The 24,349-nt window shown below is 39.6% G+C and carries 18 protein-coding genes; 13 read left to right on the top strand and 5 right to left on the bottom strand.

Translation table 11 applies throughout. The features are described 5' to 3' along the window. Positions 1-330 precede the first annotated feature (330 nt). From ACN1CD_RS02155 to ACN1CD_RS02100, 12 genes are all read left to right on the top strand, one after another. Complete coding sequence (locus ACN1CD_RS02155) at positions 331-1,587, top strand: putative DNA modification/repair radical SAM protein (protein ID WP_320463937.1); 1,257 nt, start codon at positions 331-333, stop codon at positions 1,585-1,587. Between the two features lie 119 nt (positions 1,588-1,706). Next, complete coding sequence (locus tag ACN1CD_RS02150) at positions 1,707-2,471, top strand: TIGR03915 family putative DNA repair protein (protein WP_419128605.1); 765 nt, start codon at positions 1,707-1,709, stop codon at positions 2,469-2,471. A gap of 33 nt (positions 2,472-2,504) precedes the next feature. After that, positions 2,505-3,533, top strand: coding sequence for a sensor histidine kinase (locus ACN1CD_RS02145; protein ID WP_419128603.1), 1,029 nt, complete (start codon positions 2,505-2,507; stop codon positions 3,531-3,533). Between the two features lie 150 nt (positions 3,534-3,683). Further along, positions 3,684-5,099, top strand: a complete 1,416-nt coding sequence (gene miaB / locus ACN1CD_RS02140) for a tRNA (N6-isopentenyl adenosine(37)-C2)-methylthiotransferase MiaB (RefSeq protein WP_419128602.1) — start codon at positions 3,684-3,686, stop codon at positions 5,097-5,099. A gap of 94 nt (positions 5,100-5,193) precedes the next feature. Then, positions 5,194-6,435, top strand: coding sequence for a sigma 54-interacting transcriptional regulator (locus ACN1CD_RS02135; protein WP_419128601.1), 1,242 nt, complete (start codon positions 5,194-5,196; stop codon positions 6,433-6,435). Positions 6,436-6,493: 58 nt separating this feature from the next. Beyond that, positions 6,494-7,000, top strand: coding sequence for an LptE family protein (locus ACN1CD_RS02130; RefSeq protein WP_419128600.1), 507 nt, complete (start codon positions 6,494-6,496; stop codon positions 6,998-7,000). Between the two features lie 76 nt (positions 7,001-7,076). Then, positions 7,077-8,120, top strand: a complete 1,044-nt coding sequence (locus ACN1CD_RS02125) for a hypothetical protein (RefSeq protein ID WP_419128599.1) — start codon at positions 7,077-7,079, stop codon at positions 8,118-8,120. A 15-nt stretch (positions 8,121-8,135) separates the two neighbouring features. Then, entirely contained in the window at positions 8,136-8,486 is a 351-nt protein-coding gene (gene secG / locus ACN1CD_RS02120) for a preprotein translocase subunit SecG (protein WP_419128598.1), read from the top strand. 530 nt (positions 8,487-9,016) lie between these two features. After that, positions 9,017-9,568 carry an RNA polymerase sigma factor gene (locus ACN1CD_RS02115; protein ID WP_419128597.1) on the top strand — a complete coding sequence of 184 codons (552 nt, stop codon included), beginning with the start codon at positions 9,017-9,019 and terminating at the stop codon, positions 9,566-9,568. Between the two features lie 10 nt (positions 9,569-9,578). Next, the gene (locus ACN1CD_RS02110) at positions 9,579-9,929 is read left to right on the top strand and encodes a hypothetical protein (protein ID WP_419128596.1); all 351 of its coding nucleotides are present in this window, start codon (positions 9,579-9,581) and stop codon (positions 9,927-9,929) included. Positions 9,930-10,128: 199 nt separating this feature from the next. Next, a complete protein-coding gene (locus ACN1CD_RS02105; protein WP_419128595.1) occupies positions 10,129-11,352 on the top strand; it encodes a DEAD/DEAH box helicase in 1,224 nt (407 codons plus the stop codon). Between the two features lie 63 nt (positions 11,353-11,415). After that, complete coding sequence (locus tag ACN1CD_RS02100; RefSeq protein ID WP_419128594.1) at positions 11,416-12,327, top strand: AEC family transporter; 912 nt, start codon at positions 11,416-11,418, stop codon at positions 12,325-12,327. Between the two features lie 383 nt (positions 12,328-12,710). Here the strand turns inward: ACN1CD_RS02100 and ACN1CD_RS02095 are convergent, their stop codons facing one another. After that, positions 12,711-14,138, bottom strand: a complete 1,428-nt coding sequence (locus ACN1CD_RS02095) for an L-serine ammonia-lyase (protein WP_419128593.1) — start codon at positions 14,136-14,138, stop codon at positions 12,711-12,713. A 110-nt stretch (positions 14,139-14,248) separates the two neighbouring features. Between ACN1CD_RS02095 and ACN1CD_RS02090 the strand changes: the two genes are divergently transcribed. Next, positions 14,249-14,743 (top strand): RDD family protein, encoded by a 495-nt coding sequence (locus tag ACN1CD_RS02090; RefSeq protein WP_419128592.1) that lies wholly within the window; start codon positions 14,249-14,251, stop codon positions 14,741-14,743. On the opposite strand, the gene ACN1CD_RS02085 is transcribed toward ACN1CD_RS02090, so the two are convergent. The 4 genes from ACN1CD_RS02085 to groL all read right to left on the bottom strand — a co-directional run bounded on the left by ACN1CD_RS02085 (position 14,740) and on the right by groL (position 24,319). Beyond that, entirely contained in the window at positions 14,740-15,399 is a 660-nt protein-coding gene (locus ACN1CD_RS02085) for an MgtC/SapB family protein (protein WP_419128591.1), read from the bottom strand. The two genes, ACN1CD_RS02090 and ACN1CD_RS02085, sit on opposite strands and share 4 nt — an antisense overlap. A gap of 23 nt (positions 15,400-15,422) precedes the next feature. Further along, positions 15,423-16,442 (bottom strand): PorP/SprF family type IX secretion system membrane protein, encoded by a 1,020-nt coding sequence (locus ACN1CD_RS02080; RefSeq protein ID WP_419128590.1) that lies wholly within the window; start codon positions 16,440-16,442, stop codon positions 15,423-15,425. Then, complete coding sequence (locus tag ACN1CD_RS02075) at positions 16,442-22,375, bottom strand: PKD domain-containing protein (protein WP_419128589.1); 5,934 nt, start codon at positions 22,373-22,375, stop codon at positions 16,442-16,444. Before ACN1CD_RS02075 ends, ACN1CD_RS02080 begins: the two co-directional genes overlap by 1 nt. Positions 22,376-22,684: 309 nt before the next feature. Next, positions 22,685-24,319 (bottom strand): chaperonin GroEL, encoded by a 1,635-nt coding sequence (groL, locus tag ACN1CD_RS02070; RefSeq protein WP_419128588.1) that lies wholly within the window; start codon positions 24,317-24,319, stop codon positions 22,685-22,687. Positions 24,320-24,349: the final 30 nt, after the last annotated feature.

Here is a 24,349-nt window from a genome sequence, read left to right as displayed (position 1 = left end):
TTTACTAAGAGTGGCCGCAGACCTGGATATAAATAACAGTAATAATTAACGAACTTAGAAGCTATCTAAAAATTATAATTTATCAACTTACGAAATTTCCAAAGCCTGTGCGCTGAAGAATTTCGTCAGTTTTGATGATAATACCACAAACTTTCGAAGTATTTCCTCCACCAAAGGCCACCTAAACTTCGCAAGTTGATCTTCATTCATGAAATTTAGACAGTTTCTTAGGTTATTACTAATCCATTATTCCCCTAAAGAGTGGTTTCCTTATTTTTATTTACTAATATTTTTAGCCATATAACTATATTTGTTAGTAAATAAAAAACTATGTCTGATCGAATTCGTGAAAAGTTAAATATTCTTGCCGACGCTGCTAAATATGATGTTTCCTGTTCATCAAGTGGTGGTACACGGAAAAATGATAATAAAGGCATTGGCGATAGTCACTCATCGGGCATCTGCCACACCTATACTGAAGATGGTCGATGTGTTTCCCTTTTAAAAATTCTTTTAACGAATCATTGTATTTACGATTGCTTGTTCTGTGTTTCCAGAAAAAGTAATGATATTAAACGGGCTGCTTTTACAGTAGATGAAGTGGTGGATTTAACCATGAACTTTTACCGTAGAAACTATATCGAAGGCCTATTTTTGAGTTCAGGCATTTTCAAAAATGCAGATTTTACAATGGAGCGGTTGTTGCTGGTTTGCAAGAAACTCCGTTTAGAGCAACGCTATAATGGCTATATTCATTTAAAAACCATTCCCGGTGCCAGTGAAGAGTTAATTAAGGAAGCTGGATTATATGCAGATAGAATGAGCATCAATTTAGAAATGCCAACCGAAGCTGGTCTTAAACTTTTAGCTCCCGAAAAAAGCCATGCAGATGTGATTAAACCCTTAGATTTCGTGCAACAAAATATTGTTCAGTTTGCAGCAGACAAGAAATTAATTAAACATGTTCCAAAATTTGTTCCTGCAGGTCAGAGTACGCAAATGGTAATCGGTGCCACACCAGAAAGTGATAAAGACATCATGTACACAGCAAATGCATTTTATAAAAATTTTGCTTTAAAAAGAGTTTATTATTCGGGCTATGTACCCATCAGTAACGATAGCCGAATGCCAATTCTAGGCACTCAACCTCCTTTGTTAAGAGAAAACAGGCTTTATCAAACGGATTGGTTGATGCGGTTCTATGGATTTAAAGTTCAGGAAATTTTAAATGATGCCAATCCAAATTTAGATGTAGATATCGATCCGAAATTAAGCTGGGCGATTAGAAACATGCAGCATTTTCCTGTTGATATTAATAAAGCAGATTATAAAATGATTTTGCGCATTCCAGGCATCGGCGTAATGTCTGCCAAAAAAATTGTTCAGGCCAGAAAATTCGGAAAGCTGAGAATTGATCAATTGAAAAAAATCGGTGTTGCTTATAACAGGGCGAAACATTTTATTACTTGTGCAGATAGCCCTTATCAGTTAAGAGATTATCAGGGAACACAAATAAAGGCTTTTATCATGGCCGAGAGCCAAAGCAAATATCTAAAAACAGATAACAATCAACTCATATTATTTTAATGGAATAAGGAACAAAGAGTAAGGAATAAGAACAGTGGCATGAACGGAAAACGACCAACTGTCTGCTTCCTGCAATTCTTACCCTTTAAACTTCTAACCCTCTAAGAGCGATAATTTTAATGATTTATACTTTCGATGGTTCACTAACGGGGTTACTAACTGCAGTTTTCGAATGGTTCGAGCGGAAACCCGGGCACACGACATTGAAATTTAATGGTATTTTCCAGCCGGAAGCTTTTACAGAAACCGTTGAGATTATTACAAACCAGGAAAAAGCTGACCGCGTTTGGAAAGGTCTTCAGAAGAAATTAAAAAAAGACTGGCAGCGCACTTTTTATTGCAGCTATTTATCTGAAATTCCGGAAGCATACGATCATCTTTTCCAGTTCGCCATTTATATTTTTGAAAATGAAATGGGTGCGGCGGCAAATTATGGAAACGATCATGTGATCGCCTTAGCTAAATACGCAAAAAGTGTAGAGCGTGAAAAACACCGGATGGAAGCCTTTATCAGGTTTCAAAAAACAGGAGATGGCATGTTTTATACTTCCATAGATCCTGATTTTAATGTACTTCCCTTAATTTCAAATCATTTTAAAAACCGCTATGCCGATCAACAGTGGATCATTTACGATTTAAAACGCAAATATGGCCTCCATTACGATTTAAACTCCGTGGAAGAAGTAACCATCAACTTTTCTGATGGTGCGAAAAACCCTAATCCTTCATTAGCTTTGATGGATGAAAAGGAAGAACTTTACGCCGTTTTATGGAAAGATTATTTTAAAAGTGCCAATATTGTAGCCCGAAAAAACACTAAACTTCATTTGCAACATGTACCAAAAAGATATTGGAAATATTTAACTGAAAAGCAATTGGCTTAACATCGATTTAATATAAAACCGCTAAATTGCAACATGAAATTAAGTGTGCTGGTTTTATTTACGGCTGTTGCTGTAGCGCTATCCATCGGGATGGTTAATTTTTACTTCCAGCATAGTTTTTATTATCTCGCCATCTCCTTTGGTGTTTCATTTCTGAGCAGTTTTCTTGTTTTTTATTACCTGCTTGAAAAATACATCTACAATAAAATTAAGCTGATTTACAAGCTGATCCACAACTTAAAACTTGGAAAAGACCTTAAAGATGCCTTAGGCGAATATGTAAGTTCTGACCCGATAAATGATGTAGAACACGAAGTAAAGGAATGGGCTGGCGCAAAGAAAAAGGAAATTGATTTGCTTAAAAAGCAAGAACAATTTAGAAGAGAATTCCTCTCAAATGTATCTCACGAATTTAAAACACCACTTTTTGCCATTCAGGGTTATATCGAAACTTTACAGGATTGTATTACTGACGATCCGGATATGGCCATTAAATTTTTAAAAAAAGCAGAAAATAATGTAGAAAGATTAAGCTACCTTATTAATGACCTGGATGCTATTGCAAAATTAGAAACCGGTGAATCGCCTATAAATTATCAAAAGTTTGATTTTGTATCCCTTGCTAAAGATGTAATGGAAAACCTGGAAGACAGGGCGAAAGCAAAAAACATTAAACTGTTCTTTAAGGATAAATATACGGCGATCACGAGTGTAAATGCTGATCGGGAAAAAATCAGGCAGGTGCTGATCAACCTGATTGTGAACAGTATAAAATATGGTATAGAAAACGGCGAAACCGCCATTAAAATATTTGAATTGCACGATCAGTTTCTTATTGAAGTTACAGATAATGGAATGGGGATCGAAGAAAAACACCTGGCAAGACTTTTCGAACGTTTCTATCGGATTGATACTCACCGGGCAAGGGAAGTAGGTGGTACTGGCTTAGGCCTCGCTATTGTTAAACACATCCTGGAAGCTCATCAACAAACCATTTCGGTAAGAAGCACGCCTGGAATTGGAACTACCTTTGCTTTTACGCTTCAAAAGGCAGATAAATAAGTAAAGCTTACGTGTAATATTCCCTTTACGCGCTAAAAAAGATCATTTTAAACGGTTATAATTAAACTGTAAACATTTGAACTAAATGTGCCAATTTGTCACTTTTAATTTAATTTGTGTATTTTTGCAATCCCAAAATCTTTTTAAAGAATGATTGATTTACAAGTACAGGATAAAACGCATAACGAAGCCAGACAAGGTGAAGCATTAATATTAGATGCACCAGTAAAAGCCGATGCCCGCAAATTATATATCGAAAGTTACGGTTGTGCCATGAATTTTGCAGATAGTGAAATTGTAGCCTCTATTCTTTCAGAAACAGGATTTGAGACCACTGGCGATTACCATCAGGCAGATGTGATTTTTATAAATACTTGTTCTATTCGTGAAAACGCGGAAACCAGGGTTAGAAATCGTTTATCGCAATTTGGCGTAGAAAAACGCCGAAACCCTAAGTTAATTGTAGGCGTTTTGGGTTGCATGGCAGAACGGTTAAAATCTAAATTTTTAGAAGAAGAAAGATTAGTAGATGTGGTGGTGGGGCCTGATGCTTACCGCGATTTACCCAACTTAATAGAGCAGGTAGAAAGTGGCCACAAGGCAGTAAACGTATTATTATCCCGTGAAGAAACTTATGCAGATATAAGTCCGGTTCGTTTAAACAGCAATGGAATTACCGCTTTTATCTCCATTACCCGCGGTTGCAACAACATGTGCTCTTTCTGTGTGGTACCCTTTACCCGTGGCCGTGAACGTAGTCGCGATGCGCATTCTATTATTGAAGAAGCAAGATCTTTATTTGAATCTGGCTACAGGGAAGTAACTCTTTTAGGCCAGAATGTAGATTCATACACCTGGACATCTGAAGATGGAACTGAAACCGTAAACTTTGCACAACTTTTAGCACAAACAGCGTTAATAAACTCTGATTTAAGGGTTCGTTTTTCTACCTCTCATCCGAAAGACATTACCGATGAGGTTTTGGAGACAATCGCTAAATACGATAATATTTGTAATTACATTCACTTACCAGTTCAATCTGGCAATAGCCGGATTTTAGAATTAATGAACCGTACTTACACCCGCGAATGGTACATCAACCGTATTGATGCGATTAGAAGAATTATCCCCGGATGCGCAATTTCAACCGATATTATTGCAGGTTTCTGTACCGAAACTGAAGAAGAACATCAGGAAACGTTAAGCATTATGGACTATGTAGAATATGATTTTGCTTATAATTTCACTTACTCTGAAAGACCTGGGACTTTAGCAGCTCGCAAGTTAGCAGACGATATTCCTGAAGAAGTTAAAAAACGCCGTTTAGCTGAGATTTTAGCGAAACAACAAGCACACTCGTTAATGCGTTTACAAGAGTGGATCGGAAAAACTGTTCGCGTATTAATCGAAGGCACTTCTAAGAAATCTGATCTTGATTATTGCGGTCGTGGCGATAGTGGCGCAATGGCAATCTTTCCGGCAATAGCGGGCGTAAAACCAGGTGAATATGCAAATGTTTACATTGAAAAATGTACTTCAGCAACGCTGATCGGAAGAATAGTTTAAAATAGAAGTTACAGGTTACGGGTTAAATGTTATGGGGAGCAGTTGTATAGCTCAAAACCTTTAACCTTTAACTTTCAACTTTCAACCTTAAAGAATGGATACACAAAATATAAAACAACGATTCGGAATTATTGGCAATTCGCCCTTACTTAATCGTGCCATAGATATTGCCAGCCAGGTTGCACCAACAGATATGTCGGTGTTAATTACGGGTGAAAGTGGTAGTGGTAAAGAGGTTTTTTCTCAGATTATCCATCAAATGAGTGCCCGCAAACATGGCTCATTCATTGCCGTAAACTGCGGTGCCATCCCGGAAGGAACGATCGATTCGGAACTTTTCGGACACGAAAAAGGATCATTCACTGGCGCACACGAAGCCAGGAAAGGCTATTTCGAAGTAGCCAATGGCGGAACAATATTTTTAGATGAGGTGGCAGAATTACCCCTCGGGACCCAAGCGCGCTTATTAAGAATTTTAGAAAGTGGTGAATATTTACGTGTAGGATCTTCAAAGGTTCAGAAAACGGATGTCCGCATTATTGCCGCTACCAATGTTGATGTTTACCATCGCGTTAAAAACGGCAAGTTTCGGGAAGATTTATATTACAGATTAAATACCGTGCCTTTGCGCATTCCTGCCTTGCACGAAAGAAAAGAAGATATCTATTTATTGTTCAGGAAATTCTCAGCAGACTTTAGCGATAAGTACCGTAGTCCGTCATTACACCTGGAGGCTGATGCTGTCCAAATTCTCACCAACTACAGTTGGCCGGGAAATGTTCGTCAGCTTAAAAATATTGCAGAACAAATTTGCGTGCTGGAGAAAGAAAGAAATGTTACCGGACCAGCGATTCTAAACTACATTCCAAATGAGGCGGGAAGTAATCTGCCAATGGCAATTAATTCACAATCAAAAGAAGACTTTACAGAAAGAGATATCCTCTATAAAGTTTTGTTCGACATGAAAAAAGACATGGTTGAACTGAAAAAACTGGTAGCCGAAATTATACAGCATGGTGGAAATACAGCCAGCGTTTTGGCAGACAATCCTCAATACATCAATCAGTTATACAGAGATGTTGAATTGCCAGGTGGCCAAGAGCATACTTTTACCATCCAGCAGCCCACCCCAAACAATAATAACAACAGCAATAATGCAGATTACTATGCACATGATGCAGAAGAGATTGAAGAATCTTTGTCGCTGATTGATAAAGAATCTGATCTGATCAAAAAAGCATTAAAAAAACATAAAGGTAAGCGGAAATTTGCTGCTCAGGAGCTTGGTATTTCAGAGCGCACACTTTACAGAAAAATTAAAGAATTAAGTTTGTAGGTAATAACTATTGCATTAAATATATATTGTAAAGCAACTAAAACAGCACCCATCTTAAATGAAAATTAAAATATTTGTACTTCTTGTAATTACGGCACTTACAGCTTGTTCTTACAAGTTTAATGGGGCATCAACCGTAGGTTTAAAAACCGTTGTGGTAAAGGTTTTTGAAAATAATGCCCCTTTGGTTGTACCTACATTAAGCAACCAGTTTACCGAAGCATTAAAAACCAGGATTCGTAATCAAACCAGCCTGAGCATCTCTACAACAGAAGGCGATGCAGTGTTTGAAGGTAGAATAACGGGTTATGACATTAAGCCGGTGGCTTTACAATCGAGCACCACACCAACAGCAGGTGCAAACAGGTTAACCATTACGGTAGCCGTAAAATACACCAACAATACAGAAGGCAAAGAGAAGGAAAGCTTTGAAGAAAGTTTCACTAAATACTTTGATTTTCCACTAAACGGTGCACCAATTCAATCTGCATTGCCGGCAGCAATAGAAAACATTAACAGACAGCTTACAGAAGATATTTTTAACCGCGCTTTTGCACAATGGTAATCTCATTTATAGCGCTATACTTATAAAACTTTCAAAAAACCGCTTACATTTTTTAACTTAGCGACAAACCTCTATAATGAATCATCAGCAGCTACTGGCAAATTTACTCGCTCAACCTGGCAAGGTTGGTCCGGAGCATGTACCCATGCTTCAGGAACTTGCAGTACAATTTCCATATGCGCAACCCATTCATCTACTGCTGGCTAAAGCTGATGCTTCTTTTATTCCCAAGGCTGCATTATATAGCCATGGCAATGCGCTATTTCATGTTTTAAACATGGTTTCGGTTCGGGAAGAAACTGCTTCTTTTGAAGAAGAAATTGAAGAAAAAGAGGAAATTGAAGCTGTTGTTCCTGTAAGTGATGAAGAGAACATTGAGATTGTTAAAGAAGAAATTTCAGTTGAACCGGCGGCATCTCCAGTCGTAGAACCAGCTACCAGCTTACCTAAACCAAACCTAGATTTTCCTGCAGAAGAAGAGTTATTTATCGAAAGCATTGCAACGACAGATTTTTTTGCCTTTGAACAAAAGCTCAGCACTGATGTGGTTCGTACTGCTCCTGTAATAGAAACAGTTGTACCTGACAGTCATGATGTAAACTTCGTTTCTAAATACGATGATGACCAGTTGCCTTATACTTTTTTATGGTGGCTCTCTAAAACCCGTAAAGAGCACGAGCAGATTTTTCAGCCTTATGTTCAGCAAAAACCGGCGGTTATTAAATCACAACCGATTCAGCAAAAAGATAACGCAGAGTTTCAACAGCAGTATGTTGAGCACATATTTCATATTCAAACTCCTTTCGAAGTTGCAGATCATTTAGCAGAATATCCTTCAGCTGATGTAAAGGATGCCAAGGGTGCAGAAATTATTGAAAAGTTCCTGAAAGAAGACCCAACCATAAAGCCTCCAAAGCCAGAGCAAATCGACAATGAAAATAAGGCAAAGAAGAGCGCTGAAGATCGTTACGACTTAGTTTCTGAAACTTTAGCGAAGATTTACATCGAACAAATGCTTTATCACAAAGCCATAGATACTTATAAAAAATTAAGTTTGAAATATCCAGAAAAAAGTGGTTACTTTGCCGACCTTATCCAATCTATAGAAAAGAAATTTTAAAATATAATATTTACCATGGTAACCTTTTTAATCATTTTATTAATTGTTGTGTGTGTTGCTTTAGGCTTATTTGTATTGATACAAAACCCTAAAGGTGGTGGTTTAGCAAGTGGCGGTGGCACAAGCAATATGTTTGGTGTGCAACGTACCGGCGATGTTTTGGAAAAAGGATCCTGGATCTTATTAGCCTTCATCGTAGTGTTAACATTAGCCATTACTACTGTTGCCAAAAGCGGCGGTGGCGCTACAGCTGTTGGAAATTCATCAATTCAAGAGCGTTTAGATAAAACGCCGTCTCCATCTCCAATCGGTGGGAACTTCAACAATACTGCTCCTGCAAAACCTGCAGATACTACTAAAAAATAAACCAAACTTATTTAGTTTGTATAAAGCTTTCCTGAAAAAGGAAGGCTTTTTTGTTTTTAATCTTTTTTATGTCCTTTCCCTTTCTGGGGAAAGGTGCCGATAGGCAGGCAACTAATAGCGATAATATGTTTAAATAGTATCGTAAGGTATATTATTAATCGAACGCTTAAGTTATAGAAAGTAATTTAATTATTCTCCTTATATTTAAGGTACCATCAAATCCCCATCAATAAGTCTACATCAAGTCCACCTTTAGTCCGTGTCAAATCCATCACCTCCCTATACTTGCGGGGCACATGACGCTGGTCTGCCTATAGATTTAAACGATGATAACTGGCTATGTCGTCTATACTATGATGGTTGAATCACGGAGTATTAAATGAATTTAGAAATATGAATTCCATTCCACTTGATCACTTTTATAAACGTTCACGAATTAATCTTTTACCAGTTCCCGTCAACGATAAAACTGAATATATTTAAAGTAAAACTGAACCTCATTCGTTTACTGATTTATAACGCCATTGATCGTGCCGGATAACGAAACGCTAAATATCATTTCTACTGTTGCCAATTATGGCAAACGCCTCTTCAGTTTTATCCGTGGGCGGGTAAAAACCGATGAGGATGCTGAAGATATTTTGCAGGATGTTTGGTATCAATTGAGTAATCAGCCTGAGGCTGGTGCCATTGAGCAGATTAGCGGTTGGTTATATCGCGTAGCCCGAAATAAGATTACCGATAAACATAGAAAGCAAAAAGAAGCTTTGCTGGATGATTTCAGTTACGAAGACGACGAGGGTGAATTTAACTTCAGGGAGGTTTTACTGGCAGAATCATGCTCACCAGAGGAAGAAAGCTTAAAAAGACTTTTCTGGGATCAGTTATTTCTGGCACTGGATGAATTGCCGGAGAAACAACGTTATGTGTTTGTTCAAAACGAGCTGGAAGAACGTACGTTTCAGGATTTATCAAATGAAACTGGTGAAAACATCAAAACGCTTATTTCACGAAAAGGTTATGCGGTAAAACATTTGCGTAGCCGTTTGCAAAATTTGTATCAAGAATTTATAAACTATTAAATAAAAGAAAATGAGCAATAGAAAATTTAGTAAGGGCATGAAATTCCTTTTCTTTCTACCCGTTATTGCACTTATCGCAACCGCACTGGGCTATATTGTTATGTACTTGTGGAATTGGATTTTGCCAAACATCGCTCACGTTGGACAGTTAAATTTCTGGCAGGCACTCGGCTTATTGGTATTGTGCAGACTCTTGTTCGGCAATTTTAACAAAGGTGGCGGCGGCTTTCGTGATAAAGCCATTAAAATGCGTTCAAAATGGGAAAGCATGAACGAAGAAGAGCGGGCAAAATTTAAAGCGGAGTATAAAAATAGGTGTAGTGGCTGGGGAAACCGAAATAAAGAGCAACAACAGAACTAACTCCGCTGGTCGGGATTTCCAATCCCGACAATAATTTCTGAGGATTTTTAATCATCCAGCAAGTATCTACCGATATATTCTACTAACCAAAGGCTACAAAATACTCCCTTTACAATTCAAAATCTCATTTGATGTTAAATGTTTTTTGCTATTCGCCTTAATTTGAGGTACTTTTGCTAAAAGATATAAACACATCAGATTGAATTTTAACGATTTTAACTTTGGCCCCGATTTATACGAAGGCCTAATGGCGATGGGGTATAAAAGCGCCACACCGATCCAACAGCAAGCCATTCCGGTAATTTTAGATAATCACGATCTAATTGCCTGCGCCCAAACAGGAACAGGAAAAACAGCCAGCTATTTATTGCCAGTAATGGATAAAATTAGCCGTGCTACCGATAGACATAATAATACCTTAATATTAGCCCCCACCCGCGAACTGGCTCAACAGATTGATTTACAGGTTGAGGCACTTGCTTACTTTACCAATATCAGTTCACTTGCTGTTTACGGCGGTGGCGATGGAATTGCCTATGAGCAACAAAAACGCTCTATGCGTGAGGGTGTAGATATCATTATTGCAACACCTGGCCGCTTAATGGCACATTTATCATCAGGCGTATTAAAGCTCGAACACCTGCAACATTTAATACTGGATGAGGCAGACAGGATGCTGGACATGGGCTTTTATGATGATATTATCCGCATCATTAGCTACTTACCTCAGAAAAGACAAACCTTGCTTTTTTCTGCAACCATGGCGCCAAAAATCAGAACAATGGCAGCCAAAATTTTGCAGGATCCGCAGCAGATCACCATTTCCATTGCAAAACCAGCTGAGGGAATTGATCAGCAAGCCTACAACATTCACGATCAGCAAAAGCAGGCTTTATTAACTGATATTTTTAAGGATGATAAATACAAAAGCAGTATCATCTTTGCCTCAACTAAAGAAAAAGTTAAAGCTTTATACAAAACATTTAAAAGTTTAGGCATTAAAGCCGAGGCATTTCACTCTGACTTGGGGCAGAAAGAGCGTGAAGATATTTTGCTGGCTTTTAAAAACAGAAGATTGCCAATTTTAATTGGAACAGATGTATTATCGCGAGGAATTGATGTGGAAGGAATTGACCTGGTAATCAATTATGATGTACCTGGCGATCCTGCAGATTATGTACACCGCATTGGAAGAACCGCAAGAGCTGCAACCAAAGGAACTGCAATAACGCTTGTTAACGGAAGGGATAAACGCAAATTTGATAACATTGAGCGATTAATTGAAAAACCCGTTCAGCGCATGCCTTTACCAGAGCAGATTGCTGCGATGGAAATTAGCCATGTAGAAGAAAAACGTCCGCCGCAAAACAACAACGGAAAGAAAAAAGTTTGGCATAAGAAAAAGCCAAAACCGTCAGTATAATTTAAACGCCAGTAAGCTTTCTTATTGGCGTTTTTCTTTTAACACTTATCTTTGCTTAATCCAATGGCAAATTTCATCCTTATTGGCTTATGCATCGTAGCCGGAATTCTTTTTAGAAAAAGCAAAAGCTTACCTAAAGATGCACATAAAGGCATCAATGCCTGGATCATTTATATCGCACTGCCCGCAGTGTCATTTAAATATCTACCTCACATTGTATGGTCAAAAGATTTACTGTTCCCGGCTTTAGCCCCCATTTGTATCTGGTTATTTGGCTGGTTATTTATTACTATTTATAGTCGGGTGAGGAAATTAAGCAGCGCAACTACTGGCGGACTAAAACTGGTGAGTTCCTTAAGCAACACCTCCTTTATCGGCTTTCCACTCATCCTGGCTTATTTCAGCGAGAAAGAGATTCCCATTGCCATTATTTGTGATCAAATTACCTTTACGCTATTATCTACCATTGGAATTATTGTATCAGTTCGCGCTTCGCAACAACAAAAATTAAGCGGTAAGCTGGTTCTGAAAAAGGTGTTAAGCTTTCCGCCATTAATCGGATGCATCCTAGCCCTGATTCTCCCCCATTATCTGGATATTTCGTCCCTTAACCCCTTATTTGAAAAATTATCTGGAACAGTTGGACCATTAGCTTTATTTTCTATCGGGCTACAGCTAAAGTTTGGAGGTTGGTTTAGTGAATTGAAACACATTAGCATTGCATTATTATACAAACTGATTTTAGCACCACTTTCTGTTTTACTGATCGCTGTTCTTTTGGGATTGAACGGTACAATTACTAAAATTACCATTTTTGAAATGGCAATGCCTACGCTATTAACCGCAGGCGTTGTTGCTGATCAATATAACCTGAACCCAAAGTTATCTAACCTGGTGGTGGGGATTGGAATTTTGCTGTCTTTTATTACAACAGCATTATGGTGGCTGGTGTTAACGAAATCTGGATTGGTTTAAGTTTAACCGCAAAGGGCGCAGAGTTTTCGCAGAGAAACGCAGAGTTATGGTAAATTTAACCACAGAGGGCACAAAGAGAAGGCACAGAGAACACAGAGGATTTTATTTTTAAGTGCAAATGTGAAATCTGTATCGTTAAAGCCACTATATTTTCCCCCGCAGATTTAACATAAAAGGTACGCAGATTTAAGAGGATTTAGGTTTAAACAAGTGTAAGGCTTTAATAATGACGCTTTGCTAATCTGCGGAATCCCCGAAATCAGCGGGATAATTTTTACGCAAAAGTTGATTGTAGAACTTGACCAATAAGCGCCCGGAATTTTACCTGGATTTTAAATTTGCCAGACTCCGGAATTCCGACTTAAGACTAAGACTTTAAAGTGCTAACACTCCGGCAAGCTGATCGGGATATTCGTAGCCAGGCCTCCATCGGATGTTTCTTTATACTTCGCATTCATATCCAAAGCCGTTTCCCACATCGTATTTACTACTGCATCCAAACTTACTTTTGCCTTATCAGGATTACTTTGCAAAGCCAGCTGACTTGCGGTAATGGCTTTGATGGCACCCATTGTATTCCGTTCGATGCATGGAATCTGTACCAGGCCACCTATCGGATCGCAGGTTAAACCCAGATGATGTTCCATGGCAATCTCTGCCGCCATTAAAACCTGTCGCTGTGAGCCGCCTAAACATTCAGTGAGTGCCGCAGCAGCCATTGCAGATGATACACCAATTTCTGCCTGGCAGCCACCCATTGCAGCTGAAATGGTTGCTCCTTTTTTAAAGATACTTCCAACTTCTGAAGCACAGGCAATAAACTGAATGATTTTATCTTCCTCATAACCATCGCAAAAGGTAATGAAATATTGAAGCACTGCTGGAATTACACCCGCAGCGCCATTTGTGGGTGCCGTTACCACACGCCCAAAAGAAGCATTTTCTTCATTCACGGCCAGTGCGAAGCAACTTACCCAATCTAAAATATAATTAAAGCCATTTCCACCCTTTCTAATCGCTTCCACCCATGAAGTATAATCGTGATACTCGCTCTTAGCCATTAATCGCTTATTTAGCGGGAAAGCCCTTCTGGCAACATTTAAACCGCCGGGCAAAAAGCCAGTAGTATGGCAACCGCGGTAAATGCAATCTCTCATCACCGCAAAGTGCTGTAAAATTCCGGATTTTGTAGCCGCTTCCGGTCTCCAGGCCAACTCATTTTCCAGCACAATTTCGCTCACTTTCAGTCCGGTTGATAAGCACCAGTGTAAAAGATCTTTTGCCTTTTCGATAGGGAATGGTAAATCAACCTGTTGTTTCTGACTATTATCTTCCCCCTCTTTAACCACAAAACCACCACCGATGGAGTAATACGTTTCTGAAAAAGCTTTTCCATTGTTTAAAAATGCCTGAAAAGTTACTGCATTCGGATGGAAAGGAAGGCTTTCGGCAAAAAGAAAGAGCAAATCATTATCATAATCGAAATTGATTAATAACGCTCCAGCCAGATTTAATTTTTTCTCTTGTTGAATAGCTTCAAATGTTGGGGTTACCGCATCTACATCAAAAGTAACGGGATCTGCACCAGTTAATCCCAGCAGAATAGCCACATCAGTTCCATGGCCCTTACCTGTTTTGGCCAGCGAACCATAAAGCAAAATTTTCACCGTTTCCACATGATCAATTAAGCCTTGCTCCTTTAAAGATGCTGTAAATTGTTGCGCAGCACGCCATGGACCAAGCGTATGGGAACTCGACGGACCAATGCCTATTTTAAAAATATCGAAAACGGAGATTTGCTCTTTAATCATGAAGAAGTTAGTTATACAAAGCTATGATTGTTTTATTAAAATTATGATCAATAAGTTCTTTAAGCCATGATTATTTTTTTACCTTACTTTAAATTTAATAATGCTCTATAATGAATTTTAACATAAACTACGAAGATGTAGACTTTGATTCCTGTCGTGCTACATCAGGCTTAAGACTAGCTAACTACATCATTGACATGATTTTTTTCTATTTGATCATGTTTGGTCTGGGTATCGTAATTGGAATTCTATCTCCAAGTTTACTTAATGTTTTTGATGGTTTAATGGGTCGATTAATTTCCCTATTGCTTTATGGTATCTGTATGTCGATTATTGAAGGCATTTCTAATGGTAAATCTATTGGAAAACTCATTACAGGAACGAAAGCCATTAATTTAGACGGAACTGATATGAATTTTGGTCAGGCATTTACTAGAAATATAATCAGGGCTATTCCCTTTAATGCTTTCAGTGCATTTGGAACGCCTTGTAATCCCTGGCACGATCGCTTATCCAATACGATGGTTGTAGAAGAAAAAAAAATTGCTTTGCTTAAGCAGAAAGAAACATTTTTTGATTCATTAAAGCAAAATCAGACAACCTAATAATCAAACTCCATAATTTCGTCATCCTTTAGCATCTGCTCTACAAACTTCTGGTGGTTAATGGGTGTACCGGTTGCCGTCCAGTTTCCGGTGATAATGTTATTAACCAACTGGTGTTTTCCGCGTTGCGGCTTTAGCTTATTTTCCCGAAAAACCTCCTCATAACTTTCTAAATCGCCATGAGCATGCTGTTTTTTCACAATGCGATAGACCCTCTTCGTGAAACGGCGATCGCCCATTTCTTCTACAAAAGGAAAAATAATCAACGCTAAAAGAACCACACCAGTTACCCCAATAGCCTGTTCGTAATAACCTGAGCCTACCGCCATTCCAATTGCAGCAACGATCCAGATAATACATGCCGTTGTTAAACCTTTAACCCGGTTTTCTTCTTTAAAAATAACACCTGCACCCAGGAAACCAATCCCTGTGACGATATTTGATGCAATCCGATCCTGACTCGTTGGTCCGATTTTAATGGATAGAATCGTAAATAACGCAGCTCCTAAACCGATCATCATCATGGTTTTTAAACCGGCAGACTTACTTCTGTATTCTCTTTCAGCTCCGATTAGTCCGCAGAGCAATGTGGCCAGCAGAAATTTATTTACTTCACTTTGCGTAATGAAATGGCTATTGTCTAAGATCTCGTTCATTGATGGATATTAACAGCACCAAATTAGTAAAAATCATAACATCTTAAACCATTTGCCCGACCGCCATTGGAACTATTTGGAAAATACTTTTCGTAACCCACCCCAATTTCCGATGTTCCGCCAGTATTGCTGTAGTTAATTTTTGAAGTGGTTGCGTCGTGACTAATCCCCAACCTGAATTTTTCTCCATTTGTTCTTCGGTTAAAAATATCGAAGATTACAGAAAAAACGATCGCATCATTGCCATTGGCATTTCCATCGTTCCGGTACCAGATTCCGGCATTAATCCCGGCATATTTATATTGAGTACCCACGCTGAATGAGTTTACATTGCCTTGTTTATACAAAACGATTGATGGAATGAGGTAGCTCCCATCACGGTCATACTGATCTGGAATCAGGCTGAGTTTATAACTCAGGTTAGCAGAAACCCGTAGCGGTAATTTTGCCTGAAAACCAGAAAGTGACTCATCCGGACGGTTTAAATGGTGTGCTGCCAAACCCATCATAAACTTTCCATACACCAGGTTCGTCCCTGCATTTGCATCCAGGTAAAAACGGCTATCAATTGCAGGCCTTTCTGCACCAGAAACACTCCCTGGAATATAGCCCGAATTGATATCAATCTGATCACCGAAAACCAGTTTATCCCAATTTAGTTTCTGATTGGTTACACCAGCCTGTAAGCCAAATGAAAGCGTAAAATCATCTCCACCAATAATGTACGAATAACTGGCTGCAATATTATTCTTCACCAGGTAGGCCGTTCCTTCACTACTGCGGTTAAAAATTATCCCCACTCCACTGTTAATCTGGTGGAGATTTAAATCAGCTGAGGCACTCATGTAAGAAAAATCGCTGGCTAAACCTGTCCATTGATTTCTATAGAGTGCATTGAACCTGATATCGCCCTCAAATTGCCCGGTTAGCGCCGGATTTAAGTAAATTGGTGCGTTATAAAATTGAGAGTAAATGTGATCCTGCCCTATCGAAATTAGTGGCAGTACCATCACCAGCATCCATAATATCATCCTCCTCATCATTATCTAATTAAATATATTACACCCGTTTTTTTCGGAGGTGATGAATTGTAGGTCATCCCTTTCCACTCGCTGCCATTTATAAATTTGACGTCTATTTTCCAGTAGTATACACCCTGCGGCTGTTCTTTTCCTTTATACGTTCCATCCCATCCTTCTAAAGGCGCACCATCATCCAGTTTTGAGCTTTCCCATAGCTGCTGCCCCCATTTATTAAAAACCGACATTTTCCATTCCTGAATACCTCTCCCCTTCGCCTGGAAAACCCTGATTTCATTCTTCGCACTTGCTGGCATAAAAGAATTTGGAACGTTCAAATATCCAGGAACACCAATAATTCTAACGGATTGAACTGTTATAGCACTGCATCCTTCCGTATTGAGCACCTTCAGCGTAACCGTATAAGTACCTTCATTGCCATAAGTATGATTTGGGTTTTGGAGCGTTGAAACCGCACCATCTCCAAAACCCCATTCCCAACTTACTGCGCCGGTACTGCTATCTTTAAAGCCAAAAGCATAATTCGGGATGGATATCTCATTGCCCGGCAAAACAGTAAAACCAGCCACCGGAGGAGCCACAACACTAATTGGCGAACTTGAAGTTACGGTATTGGTACAGCCTAAAGTATTGGTTGCTGTCAAACTTACGATGAAATTTCTGCCCGCTCCGTTAAAGGTGTGGGTCGGTTCGAAAGCGGTAGATGTTGTTCCGTCGCCAAAATCCCACATATAGCCTATCGCATTTTTGCTGTTGTTTTTAAACTTCACCATGAAGCCATCGCAACCGCTGGTTTTATCAGCTATAAAACTTACTTCTGGTTGTTCTAAAACTTCTATTTCTTCTACTGTTGAGGCGTTTGAGCAATCATTCGATGCATAAAGTGTAACCCTGTATCTCCCGGCCCTGGTAAAGGTGTGCGAAATAGTTTCGGGCGCAATATTCCGAACAACGGTACTACCATCGCCAAAATCGTAAACAAAAGTATTAGCCCCTTTCGTATTATTAAAGAAATCTACTTTAAATGGTGCGCAGCCCCGAAGCTGATTGCTGTTCACGACCAATTCTGCCGTAATGTTATTTGGAGCTACATTGATGGTATAGGAAGACTCATTGCTTCCACATTCATTCACAGCAAGCATTTTAACCACATAGTTCGTCACCGCGATGGTGGTATAAGTATGTGAGACACTGCTTTTATCTGTTTTAGTTATTGTGGTTCCATCTCCAAAATCATACGTATAGGTGCCATTATTTCCCGGCGAAGTATTGCTAAAGGTTACAGTAAAAGGTGAACATCCGGCCGTTTTATCCGGAGAAAAAATTGAGATTGGAGCAGCTTTAACCAAAACAGTTGAGCTTTGCCTACTCACGCCACAAGGTGTTGTCGCTTCCAGAGTTATGGTATAGGTGATGTCTCTCCCGGTAAGATCAGCTGCATAAACAACATCTGCAGGTTCGGCTAGGTTTGAAGAGGTACCGTTACCAAAATTCCATCTAAATGTTGCATCAGTTAATGAAGTGGAAGTATTTCTAAACTTCACACTTAGTGGCCCACACCCCTCCACAACATCTTGAGTGTAAGATGCAGTCACATCCTGCCGCGTAAAAAAGATATGTGAAAACTCATCACTATTACAACCTAAACTACTCGTAACAACCAATTTAATAATGACAGATTGATTTTGAGCAGCGATGGTGTAACCAGGGAAATTTATGCCCGTCCCGATTTGCACATCATTTGCGAACCAGGTATAAGTAGCATTTCGATCAGGATATGGCGTTGCAGCAATATTGGCTGAACTTAGGTTGAAAGGTACACAGCCCGCATCTGTTGAATAGGTAAATTCGGCCTTGGCAGGAAGATTTACCGTAATTTTTACTTGATTACTGATGGTTACCGCACACGAGCCACTGGAAACCGAACGCCTGTAATAAATGGTTGCCGTTGGTATCGGTGGTGTATAATTAACGTCAATCGCACCCAAAACATCAGTCCATACTATTGCGTTTAAACTCGATTGCCATTGATAAGCATAAGTTCCATTGCCACCACTTGGTGTAGAGCCGGCAAGTGGGGCCGCAGCAGTACCAATACAAATAATCTGATCGGCAGAGATGGTGTTGTTCCCCAGCGCAGGCAATACCACAACCTGAACACTGTTACTTACCGCAGCACAAATGGTACTATTTACTAATCTTCGGTAGAAAGTAGATACAGGCACGTTCAGCGTTAAATCTTTATTGGTAGCGTTGGCAATGTTTGTCCATGTATTTCCATCAGGACTACTTTGCCACTGATAACTGAACACCCCACTTCCGCCTGTTGGCGTACTGCCCGTAATGGTGGCGTTTTGACCAAAACAAATTGGATCTGCAGCCGTTGAGATGCTGTTGGTTACAGGAAAAAAGTAAGTAACTGTGGTTTCTGATGATGATGGCGGGCAACCTTCAAACCCGGCAATTGTCCACCTAAACCGATACGTTTGTCCGGGAACCAGGCCCGTAACAGCCGTGTTGAACAAGGTAGGATCATTAATTGTAATATCACTTTGACCAGAAACCAATGTCCATAAACCACTATTTGGTGTAGGATTATTCCCATTTAGTGTGACTCCATTACCACTACATAAGCTTTGATTTGCACCTGCATTTGAGGCTACTGTTGAGGGATTGATCGTGATCGTAGTTGCAGATGAAGAAACTTCTGAACAAGCCCCGCTTTGAACAATAGCCCGATACTTTGTGGTTACCGTAATGTTAGTAAAAACATAGGGATTTGCTATTGAATTTAAACTTGCCCAGGTTACGCCGTTATCTATAGAAGCTTCCCAGCGAACGATATTCCCAACTTGCCCTGTTAACGTAATAATGCCATTATTGGCTCCGGCGCATAATGTTAAATCATTACCAGTTGTTCCGCCCACACTGTTTGGATTTACGGTAATAACCACATCATCATTGGTACTGGAACAGTTTCCATCGCTGATCGTCCACCTCAACGTATAGCTATTCCCCACAACCAATCCTGAGATTACCGCATCATTTTTGGTATCATCATCAAAAGTTATAGCTGTTGGAGGAGCAACTGCAGTCCACTTTCCTGCCCCAACTACCGGAACATTTCCTTTTAAATTATAAATCGAAGCATTACAAACCGATTCGTCCGGCCCTGCACTTGCTAAAGTAGCACTGGGTAAAATAGTAATTGTAATTGATGTTGCTACTCCAGTACAACCACCAGCAGATACAGGAGTAACCGTGTAAGTTACGGTGCCAGGTGTAGTTCCTGTATTAATTAACACATCATTTATCTGATTGGCTGCAGTGGCAACCGGTCTGTTACCGTTCCCGGTAATCGAACCTGTTACCGTACTGCTATAAGTATAATTCACATTGGTTACTGCCGAAGTAAGCGTTATAGCAGATGAGGTACTATTACAGATAGTGAGGTTTGGTGCGGTGGCTGTAACATCAGGACTAGGTGTAACCGTTACTACAAAATTAAACGGAGGGCCACTACAACCATCTTTTTGTGGCGTAATAATATAAGTTACTGTTCCGTTTGTTGTTAAATCGGAATTGGTCAGCAAATCATTAATTACCCCGGTTCCGGATGCGGTAAAGCCTGTTACATTAGCAGATCCGGTAGCCGTCCAGTTAAAAGTAGTTCCACTAACCAGACCCGTAGGGGTATAATCGACAGTTTTCCCGGTACAAATAGTCTTGTTAGCTGCACTGGTAACACTAATATCTGGCTTTATGGTTAATACGATTTCATCATCAATCTGGTTACAGGGCGGTGCTAGTGTAGTGGTTGCTCTTAATATCAGGTTTACAGAGCCATTTACTTTCTCTGCCGCTGTTGGCGTGTAAACTGCATTCAGGTCGTTTCGATTGGGAGAAAAAATACCTAAACCACCAATCCAGGTTTGCGAACTTACCGTACCTGTAATGGTTCCGGCCAGGGTAAAACTGGTTCCTGTAAAACATAAAATCTGATCTGCATCTGCCCCTGCATTAATTACCGGAGCAGTGGTGAAGGTTAGTTTTTGTGTTTGAGAGATGGTACCGCAGTTATTTTTATGGATAACAGTAACGGTGTACTCATCATAATTATCAAACCTGATGGAAGGATATTTAGAATTCGCTGTTGTTCCGCCCGTAAAGCTATAAGTTCCTGATCCGGCAGGTGCAACCGTCCAGGTATAAGTATCAGCCAGATCCTGATAAGTTCCAGAAAGCACTGTTCGTGTTGGTCCGGATGTGGTATTGTTAAAATCGTAAGTGGCCAGGTTACAAAGCGTAATATTAGGCGAAAGTGTTGCTACAGGCAATTCATTCACCACAACCGTTTGCGGGGCTGATGTCACTAAACCACAGGATGGTGTAGTGATATTTAAAGTGATGGTATAAATGCCTGGATTCGTAAATATAAACGCAGGCTCCTTACTGGATGCATTTGTACCATTTGCATAAGTGATGGCTGGCGAAACATTCCATGAATAGGTATTGGCTGTTTCGCAGATATTATCCAGTACCGATAAATCAGTAGCGGTTAAGGTAGCGCCTGTGCAAATGGTGGTTTGCAGCAGTGAAAATTCAGGTTTTGGCGGATCCTGAATACATATTGTCATTTCAACAGGATCTGCATTACAGGCGCCGGAGCTACTGGATTCTAAACGGATCACATGCTGACCATGCGTTAAAAAACGGGTAACCAGATTATATGACCGCAGTTTATTGGCCTCTGCAATTGCACCGTCCACATACCAGTTATAGGTAACATTATTAGGTGCACAGGCCGGAGTATTGGTATCCGGGTTTTCCCCTAAAATGGATGTATTGTAAAAGGTAACATCCGTATTGGTACATGATGGTGTTTGAAAGGTAAAGGCATTCATAGGTTTAACCACTACTTTTGCTGATGAAGAAACAGGCGTTCCTACGGTACCGCAAAAATCATTTGATACATTTATGGTAACAGGAAATGCATTGTAAATGGTACCAGCACTGGTTACCGAATTGCTACCACATGATGATCTGGTATAGGGATGGATTACTTTTCCTGAATTATTGATAATATCGCATAAGGTATAAACCGTCTGGCTCCCGTCCCCCCAGCTAATGGTATAACGATTACCTGGAAAGTTGTTCTGAATACCTGCTGGAGAAGTATAATCGACATTGAACTCCAGGGCGCCTAACGGCAAGCATACAATATTATTGCCTGATGTCCCAAATGCGGTAATGGCTCTGTTATTAACCAATAAATACGCCTTTGTGCCTTTTGTCCCATCAGGCATAGTGGCTGTAGCAATAATAGTATAGTGGGTCTGATCTGCAGTGAAACTTTGATTAGGTGTAGAAAAAGTAAGGGTTGATGTACCTCCAGATGATTCATTTTTTATAGCAGCCGCAACGGTAGCCGTAGCGGTAGATTCATTACTAATGATAAAGGAATTATTAGGCCTGCTTCCACAGGTTCCGAAAGTTTCGGTATTTGCAGGGTTTAGGTAAGATGTCACCAGTTTGGCTTGAACAGGTGATCCGGCTCTAATCTCAAAGGCAGCCGACTCATTACTTACCAAAGCTGGTTGGGTAGTTTTTACACGTACCTTATAGCCCGTACCGGGCACAATTCCTGTTGTTGGGATTAAACCATTAATGTAAGTGCTATAGAAACCAGTATAAGTTCCAATCAGTTTTTCGCCACTAAAGCTACCATTTTGATCAGATAGATAAAGCTGAAATATATTACCCTGTCCGGCACAGCCATTGGCGATACTAAATGGGACCGCGATGGTACTTCCTGGAGTAAATGGTCCTGCATCTACAGCGCCTATGTTAACCTGGGAAAATCCGACAGATGTAATAAAAAGCAGCGCCCAAACCAGAGCAAAAAAAGGCCATTTCCTTATCAAACAGGTTTTCATAATCGCAAACAAATAGGGGAATGATTACTTACGTTCTATTTAGGATCGGCACTTCCGCATTTCCTGATTCAACACAGGAAAAGTTGATTAAACACTTCTATTACACGTTAATTAAATATCCATACGTAAAGTAGAAAATTTCCTTATCATAATTTCATTTTTTACATCAACACGAACAAAATGAATGAAGATATATTATATAGTAGGGCATAATCATGCCCAAACCTAAAAAAAGGGCAAAAAAAAACCCCAAAAGCAATTAAGCCTTTGGGGAATATTTTACACGAGATTAATTCGCTATAAGTGATATTACATCATACCACCCATACCGCCGCCGCCCATAGGAGGCATTGGAGCACCACCTTCTTCAGGCTCATCTGCTAAAACAACTTCTGTAGTTAATAACATTGCTGCAATAGATGCCGCATTTTCTAAAGCTACACGACTTACTTTAGTTGGATCAATTACACCAGCTCCAATTAAGTTTTCGTAAACATTAGTACGTGCATTGTAACCAAAATCTGCAGTTCCTTCTTTAACTTTCTGAACTACGATAGAACCTTCGATACCCGCATTTTCACAAATTTGACGCAATGGCTCTTCGATCGCACGACGGATGATTTGAATACCTGTATTCTCATCTTCGTTAACACCTTTAAGGTCAGCTAAAGCTTCTACCGCACGGATGAAAGCAACACCACCACCTGCAACAATACCTTCTTCTACAGCTGCACGAGTTGCATGTAAAGCATCATCAACACGGTCTTTCTTCTCTTTCATTTCAACCTCACTAGCAGCACCAACATAAAGAACAGCAACACCACCAGCTAATTTAGCTAAACGCTCTTGCAATTTTTCTTTATCGTAATCTGAAGTAGTTGTTTCAATCTGTGCTTTGATTTGACTCACGCGAGATTTAATATCTTCTGAGTTACCAGCACCGTTGATTACAGTTGTATTGTCTTTATCAACAACAACTTTCTCAGCAGAACCTAAATAAGTTAAATCAGCATTTTCTAATTTGTAACCTCTTTCTTCTGATACCACGATACCGCCAGTTAAAATTGCGATGTCTTCTAACATTGCTTTTCTTCTGTCGCCAAAACCTGGAGCTTTAACAGCTACTACTTTCAGTGAACCACGGATTTTGTTAACTACTAATGTAGCTAAAGCTTCGCCATCTAAATCTTCAGAAATGATTACCAATGGTTTACCTGTTTGAACAGTTTTTTCTAAAACTGGCAACAATTCTTTCATGTTGCTGATTTTCTTATCGTAAATTAAAATGTAAGGATTTTCTAATTCCGCTTCCATTTTATCTGCGTTGGTAACAAAGTATGGAGATAAATAACCCCTGTCAAACTGCATACCTTCAACTGTTTTTACTTCAGTTTCTGTACCTTTTGCTTCTTCAACAGTAATTACACCATCTTTACCTACTTTGCTCATTGCCTCAGCAATTAACGAACCGATAACCTCATCATTATTAGCTGAGATAGATGCAACTTGTTTAATTTTGTTATTGTCTTCACCAACTGTTTGAGATTGCTCTTTCAAGTTAGCTACAACAGCCGCAACAGCTTTATCAATACCGCGTTTTAAATCCATTGGATTTGCACCTGCAGCAACGTTTTTAATACCAGTTGTGATGATTGCCTGAGCTAAAACAGTTGCAGTAGTTGTTCCGTCACCAGCAATATCTGCTGTTTTAGAAGCTACTTCTTTAACCATTTGTGCACCCATGTTTTCAACCGCATCTTTCAATTCGATTTCTTTTGCAACAGTAACACCATCTTTAGTAATTGCCGGAGAACCGAATTTTTTATCGATGATTACATTACGTCCTTTTGGACCTAAAGTTACTTTTACTGCATTAGCTAAGATATCAACACCACGTTTCAGGGCGTCACGTGCTTCCACGTTATATTTTACTTGTTTTGACATTTCTTTTTAAATTTTGAATGATTGTGAAGG

It is taken from the genome of Pedobacter sp. N23S346 (assembly GCF_048515415.1).
Lineage (GTDB): Bacteria > Bacteroidota > Bacteroidia > Sphingobacteriales > Sphingobacteriaceae > Pedobacter.
The sequence above is the reverse complement of the archived record's forward strand: the minus strand, read 5'-3'. Positions and strand labels throughout refer to the sequence as shown.